Genomic DNA, 19,445 nt, shown 5'->3' on the forward strand with positions numbered 1-19,445 from the left:
CCATGAAGACGACGAGCAAAAAAGGAGCGACCGGCCTGGTCTATTCCAGCGAACACGGCAGAATCTGTCCCGGCTGCAATCGACCGGTTGCCTCCTGCGGCTGCAAGGCAATGGCCAAAGCCCCGCAGGGCGACGGCATTGTTCGGGTGGGTCGACAAACCAAAGGGCGCAAAGGCAGCGGCGTGACCACGGTCAGCGGCCTGTTGCTTGGGGCCGAGCAGCTCCGCGACCTGGCCGGACAATTGAAAAAGAAGTGCGGCGCCGGCGGAGCCGTTAAAGACGGGGTGATCGAAATCCAGGGCGAACACCGCGACCAGCTGGTGGAGACCCTGGAAAAGCTCGGCTACACGGTCAAGCGCGCCGGCGGCTGACCGCCTCGGCGTTCCTGTCTTGAATTCGTCGTTTGCGCGCCTCTCTTCCGGGCGCCAGCGACGCATCCACGCACGCGGGCTGTTTGCGCCTCGCAGCCAAACGGTCCGTCCCTGTTGTTTCAACCCAGGAGAACACACCATGCCCCGATCCTATCCCCACGCCTTTGCCCGCAATTTTCTCGGCAATGCGCCCCTCTGGTACAAGTTGACCATCCTGCTGTTTTTGGCGGTCAACCCCATTTTGCTCAGCAAATACGGGCCGTTCATCGCCGGTTGGGTGCTGATTGGTCAGTTCATCTTCACCCTGGCCATGGCCCTGAAGTGCTATCCGCTGCCCGCTGGCGGCCTGCTGGCGATCGAGGCGGTGTTCATCGGCATGACCAAGCCGGAGACCGTCTACCATGAAGCCCTGAACAATTTCGAGGTGATCCTGCTGTTGATCTTCATGGTGGCCGGCATCTTTTTTATGAAGGATTTTCTCCGCTTCACCTTCACCCGCATCCTGGTCAAGGTGCAGTCAAAATACAAAATTTCCCTGCTCTTTTGCTTTGCCGGGGCCTTTCTCTCCGCCTTTCTTGACGCCCTCACCGTCACCGCCGTGATCATCGCCGTGGCCTACGGCTTTTACGACATCTATCACCGCTACATTTCCGGCAAGGACAGCAGCGCCGACGTCTATGACCTGAGCAGCGATCTGGCGCTCAAACAAACCGAGCAGGAGGAGCTCAAGCAGTTTCGGGGTTTTTTGCGCAATTTGATGATGCACGGCGCGGTGGGCACGGCCCTGGGCGGGGTCTGCACCCTGGTGGGCGAGCCGCAGAACCTGCTGATCGGCAGCGAGATGGGCTGGACCTTCATGACCTTTTTCCTCAAGGTCGCGCCGGTTTCCCTGCCGGTGTTGGCGGTGGGGTTGGGGACGTGCTACTACGTGGAAAAAAAGCGGTGGTTTACCTACGGTTTTGAACTACCCGGCAACATTCGTTCCCACCTGCTGGAAACAGAAACCCAAAGGGACGCCAAGCGCGGCTTTCAAGGAAAGATGAAGCTGGTTATCCAGGCGATAGCCGGTCTTTGGCTGATCGGCGCCCTGGCGTTTCACCTGGCGGCGGTGGGCCTGATCGGCCTTTCGGTGATCGTCTTTTTGACCGCTTTCAACGGCCTGGTTGAAGAACACCAGATCGGCAAGGCCTTTGAGGAGGCGCTGCCCTTTACCGCCCTGCTGGTGGTCTTTTTCGCCATCGTCGCGGTCATCCACGACCAGCATCTCTTTGCCCCGGTGATCAACTACGTGCTCAGCCTCCAGGGCCATGCCCAGCTGGCCGCCTACTACATCGCCAATGGCCTGCTTTCCGCCATCTCCGACAACGTCTTTGTGGCCACGGTCTACATCTCGGAAACCAAGACCCACTTTGTCGCCATGCTGGGCGCCATACCGGACATCGGCATGACCGGCGAGCAGCTGATGGACAAACTCACCGACCCGCATGTCGCCCGCAAGGAGGTCCTGGCCGGCCTGCCGCAGGCGGCGGCCGAGCAGGCAGGCGCCTTGATGCGCCAGCTTGACAAGCTGGCGGTGGCCATCAACACCGGCACCAACATCCCCAGCGTCGCCACCCCCAACGGTCAGGCCGCCTTCCTCTTCCTGCTGACCTCGGCCCTGGCCCCGGTGATTCGCCTTTCCTACGGCCGCATGGTGCTGCTGGCCCTGCCCTACACCATCACCATGTCGCTGGCCGGCTTGGCGGCAACCTACCTCTTTCTCTAAACCCGGTTTTCCCATTGCCCCAAAACACCAAGGGCTATCGAATGTCGATAGCCCTTGGTGTTGGTCGGCTGCGCTGTGCCTTGTTCCAATTCTCAATCAAACGAGGCCTGCTGTGCACTCTTCCTCGTAGCCAGGATGAAGTGCAACGGAATCCGGGAACACTTCAAAGCAAACCCCGGATTCCGCAGGCTGCATCCAGGCTACGGTCGCCGGCCAGCTCTCGGTCTCTGGTTATGATCGTTCCCACGCTCCAGCGTCCCGTTTCCCGCGGTCCCTCCACACCCCCACGCCAACCCAAACAACCCGCAATCAAGCGCCATGCGTGCAGCCTGTCGACCGCACGGGAGAGATCTCGGGTCGTTGCGAGAATTCTCGCGGTGCGCGTCGACAAACAGACGCGCGTCACGGTTGAAAGAGCAATGGCATGAGGCCGGCGTTTGCAGCGTCGGCGCAACTACGATCGGGTGCGCTCCTTGATCAGGGCGGCGATTTCCTCGCTGAGGCGGTCTATGTTCTGCCGCTGCACCTTAACCCAGGCGTCATGGCTTGCGTCTGCGGGAAGGCTGCTGAACCGGCTGAGTCGGGAGAGCGGCGCGCGTTTTCCCTTGGGATCGATCAGGGTCCAGCGGACCGACAGGGTGACCTCTTGGCCCAGTTCGCCGTTCATGGCAAGCACGTCCAGCGCGACCTGAAAGGTTGGTTCGATGCGCTGATCACCGGGATACAGATACACCTGTTCGGTCCCAAGCCTGCCGGCGAGCCGTTCAACCAGGGCGCGGGCGAGTTCCCGGTCAACCTCGCCCGCCCAGCGATGATACTCGCTGAGCTGGTAGCGGCCGTCGGTCCCGCCGGTGGCGATGTTGGTTTTTTGCAGGACGTCGGGGATGTTGATCGGGCCAACGCTCAGAACCAATTGCTCGTGACGCGGCGCGGCGGTCGCGGCTGCGTCCGTCTCCAGCAGGCTGTAGTAGACGACTTGGGGCGAGGCGCCGGTGCAGGCCGTCAAGGCTGCGCCTAAAAAAGCAATCAGCACGGCGCAACGCAGGGATGAAATCGACTTACTCATTCTTTTTTGTCTCCTTGCCGAAGATGACCGACTGCGGCCGAAGTTCCAGGGTGTCCGCCAGTTCGCGAAACGAGCGGAGCGTCTGGTTCAGTTCTTCCAGGGTTTTGCGGGCGTTGTAATTCAGCGGCGAATCCTTGCCCACGCTTTGTTGCAATTCAACCAGGGTTTTCTGCAGTTCCGCGAGCGTCGCCTGCACCTGCGGAGCCGTTTCTTTGTCGAGTTTCCCCGCCAATCCGCCAAACCCGTTCACGGTGTTGCGCGTCTCCTTGAGCGTCTGTTGCAGCTCCGCGCCAATCTGGTCGAACTGGACCTTTTCGAGGTTGGTGATGATCCTGCTCAAGCTTTCCTGCAATTTTTCAAACGAACCGGGAATGGTCGGGATCACCCGGAAGTCTCCATGACGGGAAAGGGTGGCCTTGGGAGCGTCCGGGGCGAAGACCATATTGATCATAAGTTGGCCCGTCAGCAGGTTGGCGCTTTGCAACTGCGCCCGGAGGCCTTGCTGTTCGACCAGAGACTTCATAAAGGCCTCGGGGTTGGTTTCGACGATCTTCAAGGCGGCTTCTTTCTTGGCGGCGCTCACCCGTTCCGGTTCCACAGCGATAACCACCGGCACCTGAAATTTCTTTTTGTCGACGTCAAATTCCAGGCTGAGGTCGACGACCTCGCCCAGCTTGATGCCGTACAGTTCGACCGGCGCGCCGATGCTCAGCCCGCGCACCGATTCGTCGAACAGCAGCATCCAGTAGTTGCGCATCGTGTATTTTTTCTCTTGGGTGGCGTTCCGGTCGGCGTAGAGAAAGAAGACGGCGTTTTCCTTGGCTTCCTCCCCAGGCGTGCCTTCTCTGGGGGCGTCGAAGGCTATGCCGCCGCTGACAATGGAGATCATCGACTGGGTGTCCACCTTGAGTCCCTGGGCATTGAGGCTGACGTCGAAGCCGCTGGCGTTCCAGAAACGGGTGTTTTCGGTAATCCGGGTGTGATGCGGGGCCTCGATGAAAATTTTCACGTCCACCGCCTTGCCGTCCTGGTCAAAGCCGTAACTCACCACCTGGCCCACCTGGATTTGCCGGTAGTACACCGGCGCCCCGACATCCAGCGAGCCCAAGGCCTCGGCATGGAGCATGAAATGCCGTCCCGGTTGGCCGACGGTCACCACCGGCGGGGTCTCCAGTCCGGTGAAGGAAAAGGCGGGATTGCCCTTTTTGCTGCCGTCGATGCCGATGTAGGCGCCCGAAAACATTGTGCCCAGGCCGGAAACCGAGCCGCCGTTGATCCGGGGACGGACCACCCAGAACTTGGTTTGGTCGGTCAGATACGGTTCGCTGCCCTTGATCATTTTGGCGGAGACCACCACGTGGGAGGCGTCGCCGCTCAAGACGATGGTTTCAACCTGGCCAATCTCGACATCCTTAAATTTGATTTTGGTCTTGCCGGCCTCCAGCCCCTCGGCGCTGGAAAAGGTGATGGCAATGGTCGGTCCTTTTTCGCTGATGGCCTTGAAGGCCAGCCAGCCGCCAATCACCAGCGCCACAATCGGCACAATCCAGACAATGGAAAAGCCTCGTCTGGCCTGAATTTTGGCGGTTGCGGCATGGTGCTCGGCTTGTGAGCTGTCGGTCATACATCCTCCTCAATGGCATCCCAAATAAGACGCGGGTCGAAACTTTCAGCAGCAAACATGGTAACAACAACCACCGCCGCGAAGTAGACGGCGGCCGGCCCGGCCTCAATCGCGGCAACGGCGCCGAGTTTCACCAGGGCCACCAGGATGGTCACGACGTAGATGTCGACCATCGACCAGCGGCCAACCAGCTCGGTCAAACGGTACAGGGTGGTCCGGTCCTTGGGCCTCCAGGCGGACCGAAATTGCACGCTGAGCAGAAGCGTAATCAGGATGCTCAGCTTGGCAAACGGCACAAAGACGCTGGCGATAAAAATCACCATCGCAATCTCCCAGGACCCGCTCTGCATGAAATAGACGACGCCGCTGAGGATGGTGTCGGCCTGCTTGGCCCCCAGGGTGGTGGTGATGGTCATGGGCAGAAGGTTGGCCGGGATAATGAAAATAATCGCCGCGCACACCAGCGCCCAGGTGCGCGCCAGGCTGTTGGGTTTGCGCTGGTGGAGACGAGCGCCGCAACGCGGGCAGCGGCCATGGGCATGCTGCGGCGTCTCGACCAGCAGGCGGCAGTCGTGACAGTTGACCAGGCCGAGTTGACGGGCGGTGGCGCATTCCTTCATCGGCGCAGGTCCAGGCGGTCCCACAGCAGGTGGGGATCAAGGCAGGAAAAGGCGGCGGCCATGACAAAGATTAAGGCCCCGAAGGAATAGACTGAAACGCCGGGAACAATGGTCGCCATGTGGCCCAGTTTGACCAAGGCCACCAGAACGCCCATCATAAAGACCTCCATCATGCCCCAGGGGGCGATTTCCTGCACCAGGCGGAAAACGCGGGCGGCGCCGACGGCCGGCCGGCGGCCCCACTTCAGCGGAGCCAGAATATAGAGCAAGCCAAGCATTTGCGCCAACGGCGCCACCACGCAGGTGAGTAAGACGAGCAACGACAGCCCTTGCAATCCTTGTTTCCACAATTCGCGAATGCCGGTCAACAGCGTGGTTTCCTGGACGAAGCCGCCGCTTTTCATGGCAAGAAAGGGAAAGCTGTTGGAAAGCAGAAAGAGGAAGAGCGCGGCGAGCGCCAGCGCCAGCGAACGGTCGATGCTGTTCGGACGCCGCCTATACAAAACCGCCCCGCAGCGCGCGCAAAGCAGCGTGGACCGGTAATCCTCCGGAAAGCGGTTCAGCAGGTCGCAGTCGGGACAGGCGACCACACTGGGCCGGCGCTGATTACTGGTCGTCACATTCGAAGCCATGGGCAATAACGGGAGAGGAGTCTGTAAGGGGTTCGATGGCGCGGAAACCGCAAGGTTCCGACCGCTCTATCGTGCCCAGCGGCGGCTGCACAAAATACAACCGGCCGCAGGCGAGATTGCATCAGGTTTATAAACGAGGATGGATAAATTAACGACCAATTTTTACGGAGAAAAGCAGGCGAATGGAACAAAAAATAGGGTAGGGCGCTCTCTGCGGCAGGCGCGCAACGCATAGCAGCTCGCGACAATGTCAATTTTACATTTTTGCCAATCTTTGCCCGGCCTCGGCAGCCGGAAGGCAGCATCAAGATCCACGCGGCGTTTGATATTGATCGTACCCTCTGGGATGTCCTTTACGGATCGTGCAAATATTTCGAGCGTCTTGGCATGCATTTGGTGCATGATACAGTAAGTGTGGAGCTGTTCGCGGTGGCACGAAAAAAATAAGAGTTTCTTCGGATCACGCCCGCGGTTGTCTTCCCCTAATCCATTTCGACCATGGAGAATACCTATGACCATTCGCCGTATCGCCAAGGTTTTCAAAAGCCGCCCCACCATCGAAGGCGCCGGTGTGCATCTCAAACGCGCCTTCGGGTATTCCGAGGTGCCGCAGTTCGACCCGTTTTTAATGCTGGACGACTTCCATACCAGCAATCCCGACGAATACCTCGCGGGTTTTCCATGGCATCCGCACAGAGGTATTGAGACAATCACCTATGTGCTGGAGGGGCTGGTCGAGCATGGCGACAGTATGGGCAATGCGGGCGTCATCGGCGCCGGGGACGTTCAGTGGATGACCGCCGGCAGTGGCATTATCCATCAGGAAATGCCCAAAGAAAGTCCTACGGGCACTATGTGGGGGTTCCAGTTCTGGGCCAATCTTCCGGCCAGCCAAAAGATGATGTCGCCCCGGTACCGGGAGGTCAAGGCAACTGACATACCGGAAGTTGCCTTGGAAAACGGCGTACAGGTCAAGGTGGTGGCCGGTGAGGTCGCCGGTGTGCTGGGGCCGGTGCGTGATATTGTCATCGAACCGGCAATGCTTGACATCACCGTGCCGCCAGGGACGGTTTTCTCCCATACCTCACCAATCGATCATACTCTTTTTGTGTATGTGCTCGAAGGCGCAAGCTATTTTGACGACTGCCGTGATGCCTACGCGTATGAAGTGGTGGGCCATGGCTGGACTGACGTGGAGCGCCGATGTATCTGTGAGCGTGAGACGGTGGTGCTGTTTGAACGGAGTGGCGACACCGTACAAGTGACAACGACTGAACAATCTGTTCGTTTTCTGCTCGTTTCAGGAAAACCGCTCAAGGAACCGGTGGCCTGGTACGGTCCGATAGTCATGAATACCCAGGAGGAGTTGCGTGTAGCTTTTGAGGAATACAGCAACGGCACGTTTGTCAAATAGGTAGGCGTGGAGACGTTTTCGGCTCAAGGAGAGGTTTGCGAATGATTATTGATCTAACTCTCACTCAATGGCCTAACTGCAGCCGATGTGGAAGATCAATTGGAAGTTATTGTTTCAATATTCAACAGTTTCGGCTACTATACGCATCGCGTACGGTCAGTCGACTCCCATCCTCTAGTTATTTCTCGTTTCTCCAGAGTGTAGTTTCTTTAGTCTGCCCCCTCATTGCGGTCATTTTTCCAGTTGCGGGAGTAGAACCCATCGGTAATGGCAACTTGTCTGCTTTGCCTTCGAGGTATCTCTTTTTTTAATTTCATTTAGAAGTTCGTGATAAGCGCTTGTCAGGTTGCAATTAAGGATAAGTGCGCGGGTATTGATCCTGGAAAAATCAATCTGATATTTCAACCGTTTTTATATGCCAGGTATTCAATCAAGTAAATCGTGTATAGTGATGTTTGTGACGATTGAACAGGCGGCAGTATGAACAAGTAGAATATCGGGTAAAAAGGAAAAAGTGTCCAAATGAACTGAGCCATATCTATTCTTCAATAAACATATTCATTCATCGTATCATTTTATAACCTAGAGAGATCATGACAAATCGTAAAAATATTCCCGAAAAACATCGGTTAACTATCCGCCTTGCCAAAATTGAAGAAGCGGAAGAGATAAGTGCGTTGACGCACCGGGTATATGACAAAGACATGCCGAATTACACCCCCGACATGATTCGTACCCATATACGCAAGTTTCCTGAGGGACAGTGGGTGGCGACAGTAGACGATGTCGTGGTTGGTTATAGCGCCAGTTTTCGGATTTCCGGTAAGTTTGCCCTGAAGGCGCATACCTGGGAAGCCATTACAGGTGACGGCTATGGGTCGAGGCATGATGAGAATGGAGACTGGATGTATGGCATGGATGTATGTGTCGATCCAGCTTATCGAGGTTATAGAATAGGGCAGCGGTTTTATAATCAGCGGAAACGGTTCGTGCAAAAGCTCGAGATCAAAGGCATTGTTTTTGGTGGCCGATTACCGGGATTGCGTAAGAGGATCAAGGAAGTAAAAACAGCGGAAAATTATATTGAGTTGGCCAAAGCCGGAAAAATTCGGGATTATGTCCTTAATTTTCAATTACGTAACGGGTTTGAAGTCATTGGCCTGATGCCGGGTTATCTGAAAGAGGATGTGGACTCCATGGGATGGGGCACACATTTGATGTGGCGAAATCCGCTTTTGGCGCCTGATGGCAGTGCCAAACCGAAATGGGCGGGTGATCGGGGCCGATTGCCGGCAACCGTTCGTGTCGCTGCTGTGCAATACTTGCAAAGACGTGTCAACTCGTTTGATGAATTCATGTCGATCGTTGAATATTTTGTTGATGTTTGCGCTGGATATAAAGCTGATTTTGTTGTGTTTCCAGAAATGTTCACCTTGCAGTTGCTCTCTATGCAGGAGCAGACCTTAAGTCCTGCTGACGCCATTGAAGAAATAACACGGCAAACGCCTCAATTTATTCACGCCATGCGTGAACTCTCCTTACGGTACAACATCAATATCATTGGCGGCTCTCATCCAACGCGCAAAGAAGACGGACGCATTTTAAATATTGCATATATCTTTTTGCGTGATGGACAAGTGCATGAACAACCCAAAATCCATCCAACCGCCAATGAAGAAACCTGGTGGAATGTGGAAGGCGGTGATATTTTACGCCCCATCGAAACCGATTGCGGCCTCATAGGGGTTTTGATTTGTTATGACTCGGAATTTCCAGAATTAGCGCGTCGTTTAACTGACTTGGGAGCGATGATGCTTTTTGTTCCCTTCTGCACAGATGAACGGGCAGGCTATCTGCGGGTTCGCTATTGCTGTCAGGCTCGTGCTGTCGAAAACCAGATATACGTGGTTCTGTCGGGTAACGTGGGCAACCTGCCGCACGTTAAGAATATGCATATTCAATATGCGCAGAGTTGCATCTTGACCCCGAGTGATTTCCCCTTTTCCCGCGACGGCATTGCTGCGGATTCCAACCCGAACACCGAAACCGTTTTATTGGCGGATCTGAATATTGATGCCCTGCAAATGGCGCGTGCTAACGGCACGGTGCAAAACCTGAAAGATCGTCGTCACGACCTCTATTCAGTCAAATGGACCGGGCGGTAATATCGATAGAAACAGCCAACCCTTTTGTGCCTTGGGCAAAGAAGGCGGCGACATCCTCCGCGCTGATGCCGGAGTGCGCATTCCATGACATCCGCCAGTGATCCCTGAGCGGCCTGTTCAATGCTCATCTGCGTGAGTTACATGACGGTTCTCCTGTAAAGGACGGAAGCGTTGCGGCATTATGCCGGAAAGGGCATTCCCGAAAAGAGGGTGACGAAAGAGATCAACGCTGCGGGCCTCGTTTGGCGAAGGCCGGGAAGGCGTGCGCCTCCTGTTTGATTGCGGTGCACCGATGCAATGCGCGGGGCATTCTTGCCGCCTGGGTAAAGGCGTGGAAGGCGATGTCCTGCGCGGGCGCGAGATTGTTGCGCAGTGATTCGAGATCCTTGCAGACCATGCGCGCCGCTTTTTTGGAGCGAAAGCCGAACGTCTGAAAAATCCGTTCGTCTTCGATATCCGCCTCCTTTTTGGCGCGAAATAGAAAATGTAGCGGGGTGTTGTTTACCCTGTCCCCGAAACTGCCCACCAAGATGTTTTCGTACTCCTCGTTGATGGCCTTCAGCTCCCCTTTTTTGATCTGATCGGCGCCAATGTAGCCTCCGGCGATGGAAAACAGGGCAATCAGCAGGTAGTTCCACCAGTCCAGGCTCATCTTGTGCGACTCCAGAAAAGCGATGACTCTTTCAGCGGTATCAAGATCCATCTCGGTTCTCCCGGTGTGATTGATGGTGGGGTTGTGGCCGCATCCCTTGGCGATCAATATGCGGGTCGAATGGTGCCGCGCATGGTCAACCGTTCGGGCCGCACCCAACCATGGAAGTCCTGCCCGGATCGGGGATTGATGTACATCACCGAATACCAACCCTGGTATTCGGTGTAGGCGATGAGTTCATCGCCGGTAATAACGAACACCTCGCGGGAGCGGCAACTGTTGTCGGGCGCGGTGTGGAAATACAAGCGTCCCTTGCCGATGACCGCATAGCTCGATGGGGGATTGAACAAGGCCTGCTGCTGCTCGGCCTGTTCGGTGATCTGCTGGCAGGTTACCGGCGCAGCCAGAGAGGAAGAGGTGAGGAAAAGGCTGATGAAGGCTGCATACACAATTGGATGTGTGATGGTCATGGATTGCTTGGCCTTTGTGGTTAGGAGGGGAAATTGAGGCGCAAAGTTTGAGTGTTTACTAAACTAATCGATGCAATGGGGAAGTGTGGGTGAAATTACTCAGTCTGAATGATAAGTCCGAAGAACGGAAGAAATCACCACTAGAAGTTGTTATGAAAAAAATTGACAGGCCTTTAAGTGGAAAATCTGCTACCAGTAATGCCCAATAAAGAACCAAACAAAGGAGCAGGGCAATCACTGCTGTCTCGTAAATTTTTCCAAAGCAGTCTTTGTGGAGAATCAACCTCCAGAAAAAAAATCAGCGGGGGCTTGATGGTAATAATAAAAGGGTAAACCACCGGCTCTGTCGGTGGACTCCCAATGTTTGACAGTTACGGGAGAAATGGGAAGTCTGCCACTTCTGAACCGCTCAAAGTTCACGAAGAAGAGACTTCCCATGTACGACGAACAAATCCTAAGCCACACTAAATGGGATTGCAAGTACCATGTCATATGGATACCGAAGTATTGGAAGAAAGGATCTTCGGTGACTTGCGGAAATATTTGGGTGAGATATTCCGAGAATTGGCACGACAGTAGGAATGCAAGTGATCGAAGGGCATCTCATGGCGGATCATATCCACATTATGCTTGCGATGTGATTCCAGTCAAATACTCAGTTACCCAGGTCGTGGGTTTTATCAAAGGAAAAAGCGCCATCCAAATTGCTCAAAAATTTTCAGGGAAGAAAGAAGGATTTCGTCGGCCAAAATTTTGGGGCACGAGGTTATTACGTATCTACAGTTGGTAAGGACGAAGAGGCAGTAAGGGCATACTCCAACATCAGGGAAAAGAAGACAAGCGATTAGATCAACTAAAGTTATTTGAATAGATGGTCCTAGGTTTTCAACCGCTTTGAGCGGTTCAGGATGCGAGCCACCGGCTCTGCCGGTAGTATATGACTACAAATTATAATACCCGCTAATTTGCAATGCCTTTTTATTATACGCCTTATTGCATTTCACCCTTACTATCAACCTTGGTCAATACTGGGATAGCGATTTATTCCTGGAATCAACGCAAGGTTTATCCATCGGCAATCCCTCTTTTCTGGCTTATGGTGGGGATGGCTGGTTGGTCGTGCTCCTATGCTCTCAATACTGCGGCAACTAGCCTTTCATTGAAAATTTATTTTTTTAAAACAGGAGTGACATTCGTATGCCTCATTCCTCCTTCAATTATAGCACTATCTCTCGAATCGATAGGGCACGGAAACTGGTTAACTAATCGACGTCTAGCAATAATTAGCATTATTCCTAGCGTATCATTTTTTCTTGTATGGACAAATGACATGCACTCATTATTTCGATCTGATTTCTATATTAATCAGATCAGCAAATTATTAGTGTTGGGGTTCAAGCCAGGGCCATATTACAAAATTCATGCTCTTTATGTAATATCGTCAAATTTAATTTCTGTTGGGATTCTGTCCAGTATATTCTGGACTCAGCGACGCAAGCAATGGCCTCGTTGCATCCTGCTCATTTTTGCGACGATTTTACCCGTTATGGTTGAAATACTGCAGCCATCACCAGTCAAGGGGTTTTCCATGACAACCTCCTGCCTTTTAGTGTCAGGCGTTCTCTATGCTTTGGCAATATTCAGGCATCATTTGCTAGATGTGGTACCGCTGGCCCGAGCAGCGCTATTCGGCCAGATCAGCGAGCCGGTGCTCGTGATGGATACTAGCGGTGAACTGGTAGATTGTAACCAATCAGCTCGCCAGTTAGCGGGCAACACGCTAACCCCTAGGTTAGATGAAGTGTATCAAGCTATTCTCGCCCGAATTCCACAGATGAAAAGTCAACTGAAACTAGGAACCGATGCTCCCTGTGAAACCTATCTTGAGGACACCGTAGAAGAGAATCGTTTCTGGCGTGTTTCCATTTCGACGATAACATCAACCAAAAAATTGCAAGGCTATCTTGTTTTGCTTCACGATATAACGGAGTTGAAACGTATTGAAAAAACAGTGCTTGAATCAAAAAAGCAACTGGAAACATTGAACAACTCGCTGCTCATGAAGGTAGAAGAAGAAACCAAACGACGCGTGGCCCAAGAACGACTCCTGTCTAACCACTCCCGCCTGGCTGCTATGGGCGAAATGATTGGAGCCATAGCACATCAATGGCGTCAGCCACTAGCCACATTGGGGATGATTGTACAGCGAACATACGCCATGGCTGCCATTAATCCGCTAACTCCCGCATACATGGATGAATTCAAGGCAAATGCCATGCGTCAAATCAAGTACATGTCTGATACTATAGAAGAGTTTCGTGGTTTTTACCGAATTGAAAAGCAAAAAATACTTTTTTCGCCCTACAACTGCATTGTAGCTTCGATCCGACTCTTTGAACACCAACTTACCAGCAGTGGTATAGAGATTAAAATATCCGTCAATAATTGCGCCGAACAACAAACCCATGGGCACCCAAACGAATTCAAGCAAGTTATTCTCAACTTATTGGCAAATGCCCGAGATGCCATTTTAGAAAGCAGACAACTTAACCATGACAGTCCCAAAGAAGGAATAATTGCTATTGGTATGTCGCTCAGCGATGATAGCTACATTTTGATTGACATCAGAGATAATGGTTGTGGCGTACCAGCCGATATTGCGCCAAGAATTTTTGATCCGTATTTCACTACAAAAAATGAAAATGGTGGCACAGGCATAGGTCTGTATATGTCACGTATGATTATAGAAGATAGCCTTGAAGGCCGACTTAGCCTCTTGGAAAATTTTGAAGGAGCAGTGTTTAGAATTGAACTGCCATTGGATAAAGAAACATGCATGAATTGAAACGATTGACCATCCTGTTGGTAGAAGATGAAGATGAGCTGCGTCGTGAAACAGCCGCCTTTCTTGAGTTGTATTATGATAAAATATTGCAGGCGATAAACGGAAAGCAGGCACTTCAAATTTTTACAACACACTGCCCTGATTTGGTTATCAGCGATATCCGCATGCCGGTTATGGATGGTTTGGAACTGGCACTTCTATTGAAAAAGAATTACCCAGCTACTCCGATGATTTTTTGCACAGCCTTTACGGAAACACCCTACCTACTCAAGGCTATCGAGCTTGGAGTTGCTGCTTTTGTCCGTAAACCGGTGGATACCGATGAGCTTCTGGCTGCCATTGACAAAGCAGCGGTTCCGCTGCTGCAACGTCGTGAGATCGAGAACATTTCAGGCGAACTGGCTGCATCGTTGACTGCGCAGATCGGCAACACGCCACGCCAGTTGGCGGTGGCAGAGCAAGCACTGCGGGTAGCCCGCACCTCATTTAATATCCTTTTGCAGGGGGAGACCGGCAGCGGGAAATCTCGACTGGCCGGCATAATCCACAACTTTAGCCCACGCCGTGACGCACCTTTTATCACCGTACAACTGGGGGCAATGCCGCTACATCTAGCAGAAAGTGAACTGTTTGGTCACCTCAAGGGCGCTTTCACCGGAGCCGACAGGCACCGCGTTGGAGTGGTTGAGACAGCTCAAGGGGGGACACTTTTTTTGGATGATATCGATACATGCTCGCTAGCCATGCAGGCTAAGCTGCTGCGTTTTGTTGAGTTAAAGCGTTTCGTTCCTGTCGGCGGGACTACAGAAAAAATGGTAGACCTGCGCATTGTCGCCAGCACGAACCGCGACCTGCGAGAAGAAATAAGGTGCGGTCGTTTTCGCGAGGATCTGTACTACCGACTGGCTGATGTCACTATCCAGCTACCGCCGCTCCGCGACATCGAGGCTGCCCTAGTTCCCCTTGCACTGAAGTTTCTGCAAGAAACCTGTGATGAGTTGGGGCGCGATTTACCCGTATTTGATGATACTGCCCGCTGCGCGCTCACTGAGATATCCTGGACAGGAAACATCCGTCAGTTAAAAAGTGTTATCCGCCGAGTTGCACTCAACGCCGGTCATGTTGTTACGCGCAACGATCTTGTCGAGCATATGGATCTACCAAGGTCGGCGGCCTCTTCGGAAGCCTTCGATATCTCGCCCTACGCCCCTCCTCCTTTTCCTTGCAGTATGAATTCCCTTGAAAAATGGTCTCTCGAACATGCTCTTCGTTTCTGTGGCGGTAAGCGGATGAAAACAGCCACCATGCTTGGTATGAATTATTACACTTTCCGCCGACGGCTAGTGAAACATGGGCTTGCTACCGAAGAAGAATAATTCTGCTCTCGTCATAACTCTGCTCCTCCCCCCTGTCTGCATCGAAACCGAAACGACCCCGAATTTTACCTCCTTATCCATTCGCAATACACCGCTAGCTCTGCGCTATTTGCAATAGATATCTTTTTTGGATACCTACTAGCCTTTCCGCATACCTAATATCTTAAAACAACCGCACGAAATTAAAACAAATTACGCAAATTCAAGATGATTCATGTTGGGCACGCCTTATGCTTTACACGACATCATGAAAACGTCAAACAGGGAACCTTTTCCTCAAGATATCCCCTACCTTTGCGTCTATTCCAGGGCACCCTTTCCCGAATGTTATTGCCATAACATCACCGGTCAAACTGTGCCCAATATAGTCATGTATTGCATGGGGCGGTATCAAGACTGCCCTATTTATCGCATGAAATCCCAGGATAAAAAATAATTAATTTAATATCAATTAATTGAAAACTAAAGCACCCATGCTGACCCTCAAGAGCATCCTTTATCGCAACCACCGGGAAAAGCAAACGTTGAGTGAAACCAAAATGCGCTCAGCTTTCAATGTCGACACCATTATGGGCATCATCGCCAATGGCCAGTTGATAGGCCAACTCAAGTTATTTGAAAAACCAGTACCACTAGGGACGCGTGATTTCCAACCGCTTTGAGCGGTTCAGAACTCAGATCATCGGCTCTGCCGGTGGTAAATGACTAATTCTTTTTAAGGAGGTTTTGTTGCAATGAAGAAAACATTTAAAAGAACGATGATTGCAGTCTTACTAAGTGGTTTTGCGATACCTTGTGGATCGTTCGCCGCAGACTTAATTAATGATGGTTCAAGTACACCCAGTACAGATGGTTCTGATGCAACCTTATCGGGGGGACAGAGTAGTCCAGCAACTGTCATTTCGAGCTCTGGCATTACGAGTTCAGACAGTGGTGCTATAGAAACAGATCGCGGCATCATCATCAACAGTAATCCAGACGCTACTACGGGTGAATATTTCCAAATTGTCGATGGTGGCGAGACTGTTATGACTGCAATCGGTGGAACATCCACGCAACTGCAGAGCGGAACCAGCACGCTGACAATTAATTTCGATGGCACGGTGGATATAGATGGGACTGGGGTCAACGTGACCGGTGGCGATCTGAACATGAACAACAACAATATTTCTGGTGTTGCAGATATCACAGCTTCAGGGGTGGTCTCATCTGGTTCCGTTTCAACAGGAACGCTATCAACAACCGGCGACGTCACTGTCGGTGGGAATCAGACTGTTTCCGGATCATCAACAATAACTGGCAATCTTTCTGCGAATGGGGCAACAAATACTATCGGAGTTGCTGCTGTTTCAACCAACACAATAAATGGAGCAACGAATACAATTTCTGGTACTACGGCAACAACTGTCACTGGATCAGACGCAAATATGAATCTATCGTCTGGTCTGGCTAATTTAAACGTCACGGGAGGAGGTAGTATTAGTGTATATGGGACAACCCAGACACTTTCAACGGATGCTTCAACATTAAGCACTGAGCTCAACGGTGTTGGCACGGCATCGAGCCAATCAGTTATCGCAGGTGCAACTTACCTGAACCGTATTGATGGAAATACGCTCGTTAATGGCAACTTGTACGTCAATGGAACTTTGACGTATTCGTCAAATTCATCTGCAACAACTAGCGTATCTGACGGAACTAGTGTTCTTGTAACCAATGGAACGACATCTGAGAGTATCATTGCTGTCAATAATGGAGAATCTACAACTCATGCAGTTGTTGATTCTAACGGTGTTATCACAATGTCATCCGGGGTAGCGACTGAGTCATCAACGTCTGTAACGTTGACAAACGGACTTGGAAATACGCATGGGTTAGTCGTCACTGAAAGTGCCACAACGCTTAGCGGTGGAACCCATTCTACGTCAATGACGCTTGATGATTCTGGAGCAACTTTTAGCACAACATCTGGTGGACCATCGCAGGTACATGGCGTTGCTGATGGTACATCAACATACGATGCAGTAAATCTTGGACAGCTACGGAGTACAGAGGATAAACTTTCAGGAGGTATTGCAATGAGCAGTGCGTTCTCTGGAATTCCACAGGTTGATACAAATAAAAAGTTTTCTCTTGGTACCGGTTATGGATATTACAACAGCCAAAGCGCCCTCGCGGTTGGTGGAAGTGTCAGGGTGTCTGACAACGCAGTGATTAAAACGGGTGTCGCGATTAGTAATGGAGATGCCTCGGTTAACGCTGGTTTTGGCTATTCTTGGTAACGAATCAGAGAGGTTCAGTAACGTATCTATCTGTTACGCCTAAGGAAAAGCAAATGGCAGTTGGTTTATAAAGCTGCCATTTGCTCAACCGCCTCCTGGTCGGTACAATCATTATTTGCTGAAGGATGATCAAGCCCATCATGGGGCGTATAGTTCCTTGGTGGGCCGACCATTGCAGTTATGGTAATATTGGCGTAGGGACTCCAATGGGAGTTTGGGTAAGATATACTGCTGGAAAAGACCTGCCCAAGAGTTGACCGGAAGGGTGCGTCACTTGGGTCCCAAATGGGTGCATTGATCAAGCATGTTGAACTGGTTGTGGTTTTTCGCGTGAAACCTTATTTTGTCTCGCATTTAATTAATATTGCGCAATTTTTTAATAAAATGTAAGGCAGGTGGCGGGAGAAATCTGAAAATTAACCGGTTGTCAAAAATACCCTTTACGAGGCCATTGTTTATTGAACGACCTCTTTTTTAATCGAAATACAGCCATTATTATCAGCCGGCATCAAAAAAATTTTTGTAGAAATGCCACCATCAAGCGCAATGATCGTTTTCGAAAACGCATTGATCCGCTTCAGGTTACCGAAAGATTTAGAAGCCACATCGGCACACCTATTTTTCCAGTAAGTCACTGTTTCATACATACCTCCGCATCCATTTGCCTGATTTGGTGCAAAACTTTCGCTTGCATATGCGGAGGTGGCCATACCGGGCAGAGGCACTTCCATGGATACTGATACTAGACTTTGGTTTGGATTATTTGGTGGAAGAAAGACAAGAGCATTTGTGGATTCCGATTGAGATGTTAAGAATTTCGATACTTGATCAATTCTCGGTGCACAGGATTGAACGCCAGACTTTACTGCGGCAACTGTAATTTTTGATGGATTTTGAATTTGTACAATTGGATTTCTCTGCTGCGTTTCAATCGCAGTATTTTGTTCTGCTGCTTGTGCGGTAACATCTTTTGATTTCTTTTCTTTCGCACATGCTGAAAAGGATACTGTCGTGGCAATTGTTAAAAAAATAATTATTTTTTTTAATGATATTTGTCTACTATACATATTTGTACCTCTGTTTGTGGTGTTGAAATTGATGGTTCCATGCACTATGTTTGGAGTTAGCTTCGATATTTCGGTATTTTTTTATTTTTAATGAAAACTCTGCCTGCTGTTAGGCGGCCTGTTCAACCGCCGGAAGCATCATGGTATGTGCTTCGTCCAGTGTTTTTTTCTAATTGTGAATGGGGCCGAGATTTGTTTGCCAGTCCAGATACTCCATAATCGAGGTTCTTGCCACCGCAATCGGGTCACAGGTAACCAATACACCAGCGCATCCTTCATGGATTTCCATAATCGTTCAACAATAACATTGTCCCACCAGACCACGAGCCTATCCCACTGACCCTGCTTCCTTTCTCTTCAATAGCTTTGACAAACTCGGCGACAGGATTACCAGGGTCAGATCTTGAATGTTGAATCACGCGGAGCGTGGTTGGGTGTGATGGCAATCGGTGGAGAAAAGGGGTCGGACCCCTTTTTCCCTGCCTTTTGTCCATCACTGCAGCCGACGGTCTCCGCATTGATGGGGTTAAGGTGTGGGGACGGCGCCGCTGGACATGGCCAGCATCACCTGGACGATGATGATTTTCAGCACGGTTCCCACGCCGGGAAAGATCATCGCGTAGCCGATGTCGGGTTTGCCGGTTGGCGCCAGTTGATTGGCATAGGCGAGAATCGCCGGGTTGCCGGTGGCGCCGCTGGCCACGCCAAGCACGTCGTCAAAGTTCATCCCCAGCACGTAATAACCGAGCAGCAGCACCATCAGGATAACAGTCAGCAGGACGACCATGCCGGCGAACAGCATGTTGAGGCCGGCGCCGCCGATGTTCTGGACGAACGGCGCCCCGGAAGACATGCCGACTCCGGCGAGAAAGATGGTCAGGCCAAGATTGCGCAGCACGATGTTGGCCACCACCGGCATTCGCCAATTGAACGGGCCAAGACAACCGATATAGCCGAGCGCCAGGGACATGACCAGCGGCCCTCCGGCGGATCCCAGCTTGACGCTGCCGATGCCCGGGACCGGAATGGGAAGCAGTCCGATCAGTCCGCCGGCAACCAGCCCCAGCGCCAGGGAAACAAAACTGAATTCCGTTTC

The 19,445-nt window shown here is 51.7% G+C and carries 16 protein-coding genes and 1 pseudogene; 9 read left to right on the top strand and 8 right to left on the bottom strand.

All coding sequences use genetic code 11. From position 1 onward, the window contains the following. Positions 1-2: 2 nt before the first annotated feature. A complete protein-coding gene (locus RCH93_RS16120) occupies positions 3-371 on the top strand; it encodes a translation initiation factor Sui1 (protein ID WP_306549450.1) in 369 nt (122 codons plus the stop codon). A 139-nt stretch (positions 372-510) separates the two neighbouring features. Continuing rightward, entirely contained in the window at positions 511-2,136 is a 1,626-nt protein-coding gene (nhaB, locus tag RCH93_RS16125) for a sodium/proton antiporter NhaB (protein ID WP_306549451.1), read from the top strand. Positions 2,137-2,590: 454 nt separating this feature from the next. Here the strand turns inward: nhaB and RCH93_RS16130 are convergent, their stop codons facing one another. The 4 genes from RCH93_RS16130 to RCH93_RS16145 are packed head-to-tail and all read right to left on the bottom strand — an operon-like array spanning position 2,591 to position 6,066. After that, positions 2,591-3,202, bottom strand: coding sequence for a membrane integrity-associated transporter subunit PqiC (locus RCH93_RS16130; protein WP_306549452.1), 612 nt, complete (start codon positions 3,200-3,202; stop codon positions 2,591-2,593). After that, positions 3,195-4,826 carry an intermembrane transport protein PqiB gene (locus RCH93_RS16135; protein WP_306549453.1) on the bottom strand — a complete coding sequence of 544 codons (1,632 nt, stop codon included), beginning with the start codon at positions 4,824-4,826 and terminating at the stop codon, positions 3,195-3,197. The genes RCH93_RS16130 and RCH93_RS16135 overlap by 8 nt, the downstream gene beginning before the upstream one ends. After that, positions 4,823-5,446: a paraquat-inducible protein A gene (locus RCH93_RS16140; protein WP_306549454.1), complete on the bottom strand. Its 624-nt coding sequence runs from the start codon at positions 5,444-5,446 to the stop codon at positions 4,823-4,825. The genes RCH93_RS16135 and RCH93_RS16140 overlap by 4 nt, the downstream gene beginning before the upstream one ends. Next, positions 5,443-6,066: a paraquat-inducible protein A gene (locus tag RCH93_RS16145; protein ID WP_306549455.1), complete on the bottom strand. Its 624-nt coding sequence runs from the start codon at positions 6,064-6,066 to the stop codon at positions 5,443-5,445. Before RCH93_RS16145 ends, RCH93_RS16140 begins: the two co-directional genes overlap by 4 nt. A gap of 523 nt (positions 6,067-6,589) precedes the next feature. On the opposite strand from RCH93_RS16145, the gene RCH93_RS16150 reads away from it, so the two are divergent. Both RCH93_RS16150 and RCH93_RS16155 read left to right on the top strand, forming a co-directional pair. Continuing rightward, entirely contained in the window at positions 6,590-7,492 is a 903-nt protein-coding gene (locus RCH93_RS16150; protein WP_306549456.1) for a pirin family protein, read from the top strand. A gap of 593 nt (positions 7,493-8,085) precedes the next feature. Next, positions 8,086-9,657 carry a bifunctional GNAT family N-acetyltransferase/carbon-nitrogen hydrolase family protein gene (locus tag RCH93_RS16155; protein WP_306549457.1) on the top strand — a complete coding sequence of 524 codons (1,572 nt, stop codon included), beginning with the start codon at positions 8,086-8,088 and terminating at the stop codon, positions 9,655-9,657. A gap of 223 nt (positions 9,658-9,880) precedes the next feature. On the opposite strand, the gene RCH93_RS16160 is transcribed toward RCH93_RS16155, so the two are convergent. Continuing rightward, complete coding sequence (locus RCH93_RS16160; protein WP_306549458.1) at positions 9,881-10,360, bottom strand: hypothetical protein; 480 nt, start codon at positions 10,358-10,360, stop codon at positions 9,881-9,883. Between the two features lie 53 nt (positions 10,361-10,413). Further along, positions 10,414-10,779 (bottom strand): hypothetical protein, encoded by a 366-nt coding sequence (locus tag RCH93_RS16165; RefSeq protein WP_306549459.1) that lies wholly within the window; start codon positions 10,777-10,779, stop codon positions 10,414-10,416. Between the two features lie 436 nt (positions 10,780-11,215). Here RCH93_RS16165 and RCH93_RS16170 point away from each other — a divergent pair, with 436 nt between their 5' ends. The 5 genes from RCH93_RS16170 (at position 11,216) to RCH93_RS16190 (ending at position 17,282) form a co-directional block, all read left to right on the top strand. Then, entirely contained in the window at positions 11,216-11,569 is a 354-nt protein-coding gene (locus RCH93_RS16170) for a transposase (RefSeq protein WP_373693310.1), read from the top strand. A gap of 180 nt (positions 11,570-11,749) precedes the next feature. Continuing rightward, complete coding sequence (locus tag RCH93_RS16175; RefSeq protein WP_306549460.1) at positions 11,750-13,624, top strand: histidine kinase N-terminal 7TM domain-containing protein; 1,875 nt, start codon at positions 11,750-11,752, stop codon at positions 13,622-13,624. Further along, positions 13,612-15,000 carry a sigma-54 dependent transcriptional regulator gene (locus tag RCH93_RS16180; protein WP_306549461.1) on the top strand — a complete coding sequence of 463 codons (1,389 nt, stop codon included), beginning with the start codon at positions 13,612-13,614 and terminating at the stop codon, positions 14,998-15,000. Before RCH93_RS16175 ends, RCH93_RS16180 begins: the two co-directional genes overlap by 13 nt. A gap of 473 nt (positions 15,001-15,473) precedes the next feature. Then, positions 15,474-15,662: a hypothetical protein gene (locus RCH93_RS16185; protein ID WP_306549462.1), complete on the top strand. Its 189-nt coding sequence runs from the start codon at positions 15,474-15,476 to the stop codon at positions 15,660-15,662. A 72-nt stretch (positions 15,663-15,734) separates the two neighbouring features. Next, positions 15,735-17,282 carry a YadA C-terminal domain-containing protein gene (locus RCH93_RS16190; RefSeq protein ID WP_306549463.1) on the top strand — a complete coding sequence of 516 codons (1,548 nt, stop codon included), beginning with the start codon at positions 15,735-15,737 and terminating at the stop codon, positions 17,280-17,282. Between the two features lie 455 nt (positions 17,283-17,737). On the opposite strand, the gene RCH93_RS16195 is transcribed toward RCH93_RS16190, so the two are convergent. Beyond that, positions 17,738-18,349: a hypothetical protein gene (locus tag RCH93_RS16195; RefSeq protein WP_306549464.1), complete on the bottom strand. Its 612-nt coding sequence runs from the start codon at positions 18,347-18,349 to the stop codon at positions 17,738-17,740. Positions 18,350-18,875: 526 nt separating this feature from the next. Next, positions 18,876-19,445 (bottom strand): annotated as a pseudogene (locus RCH93_RS16200) (YidE/YbjL duplication); the annotation flags it as partial.

The organism is Desulfobulbus sp. (assembly GCF_030824455.1).
GTDB lineage: Bacteria > Desulfobacterota > Desulfobulbia > Desulfobulbales > Desulfobulbaceae > Desulfobulbus.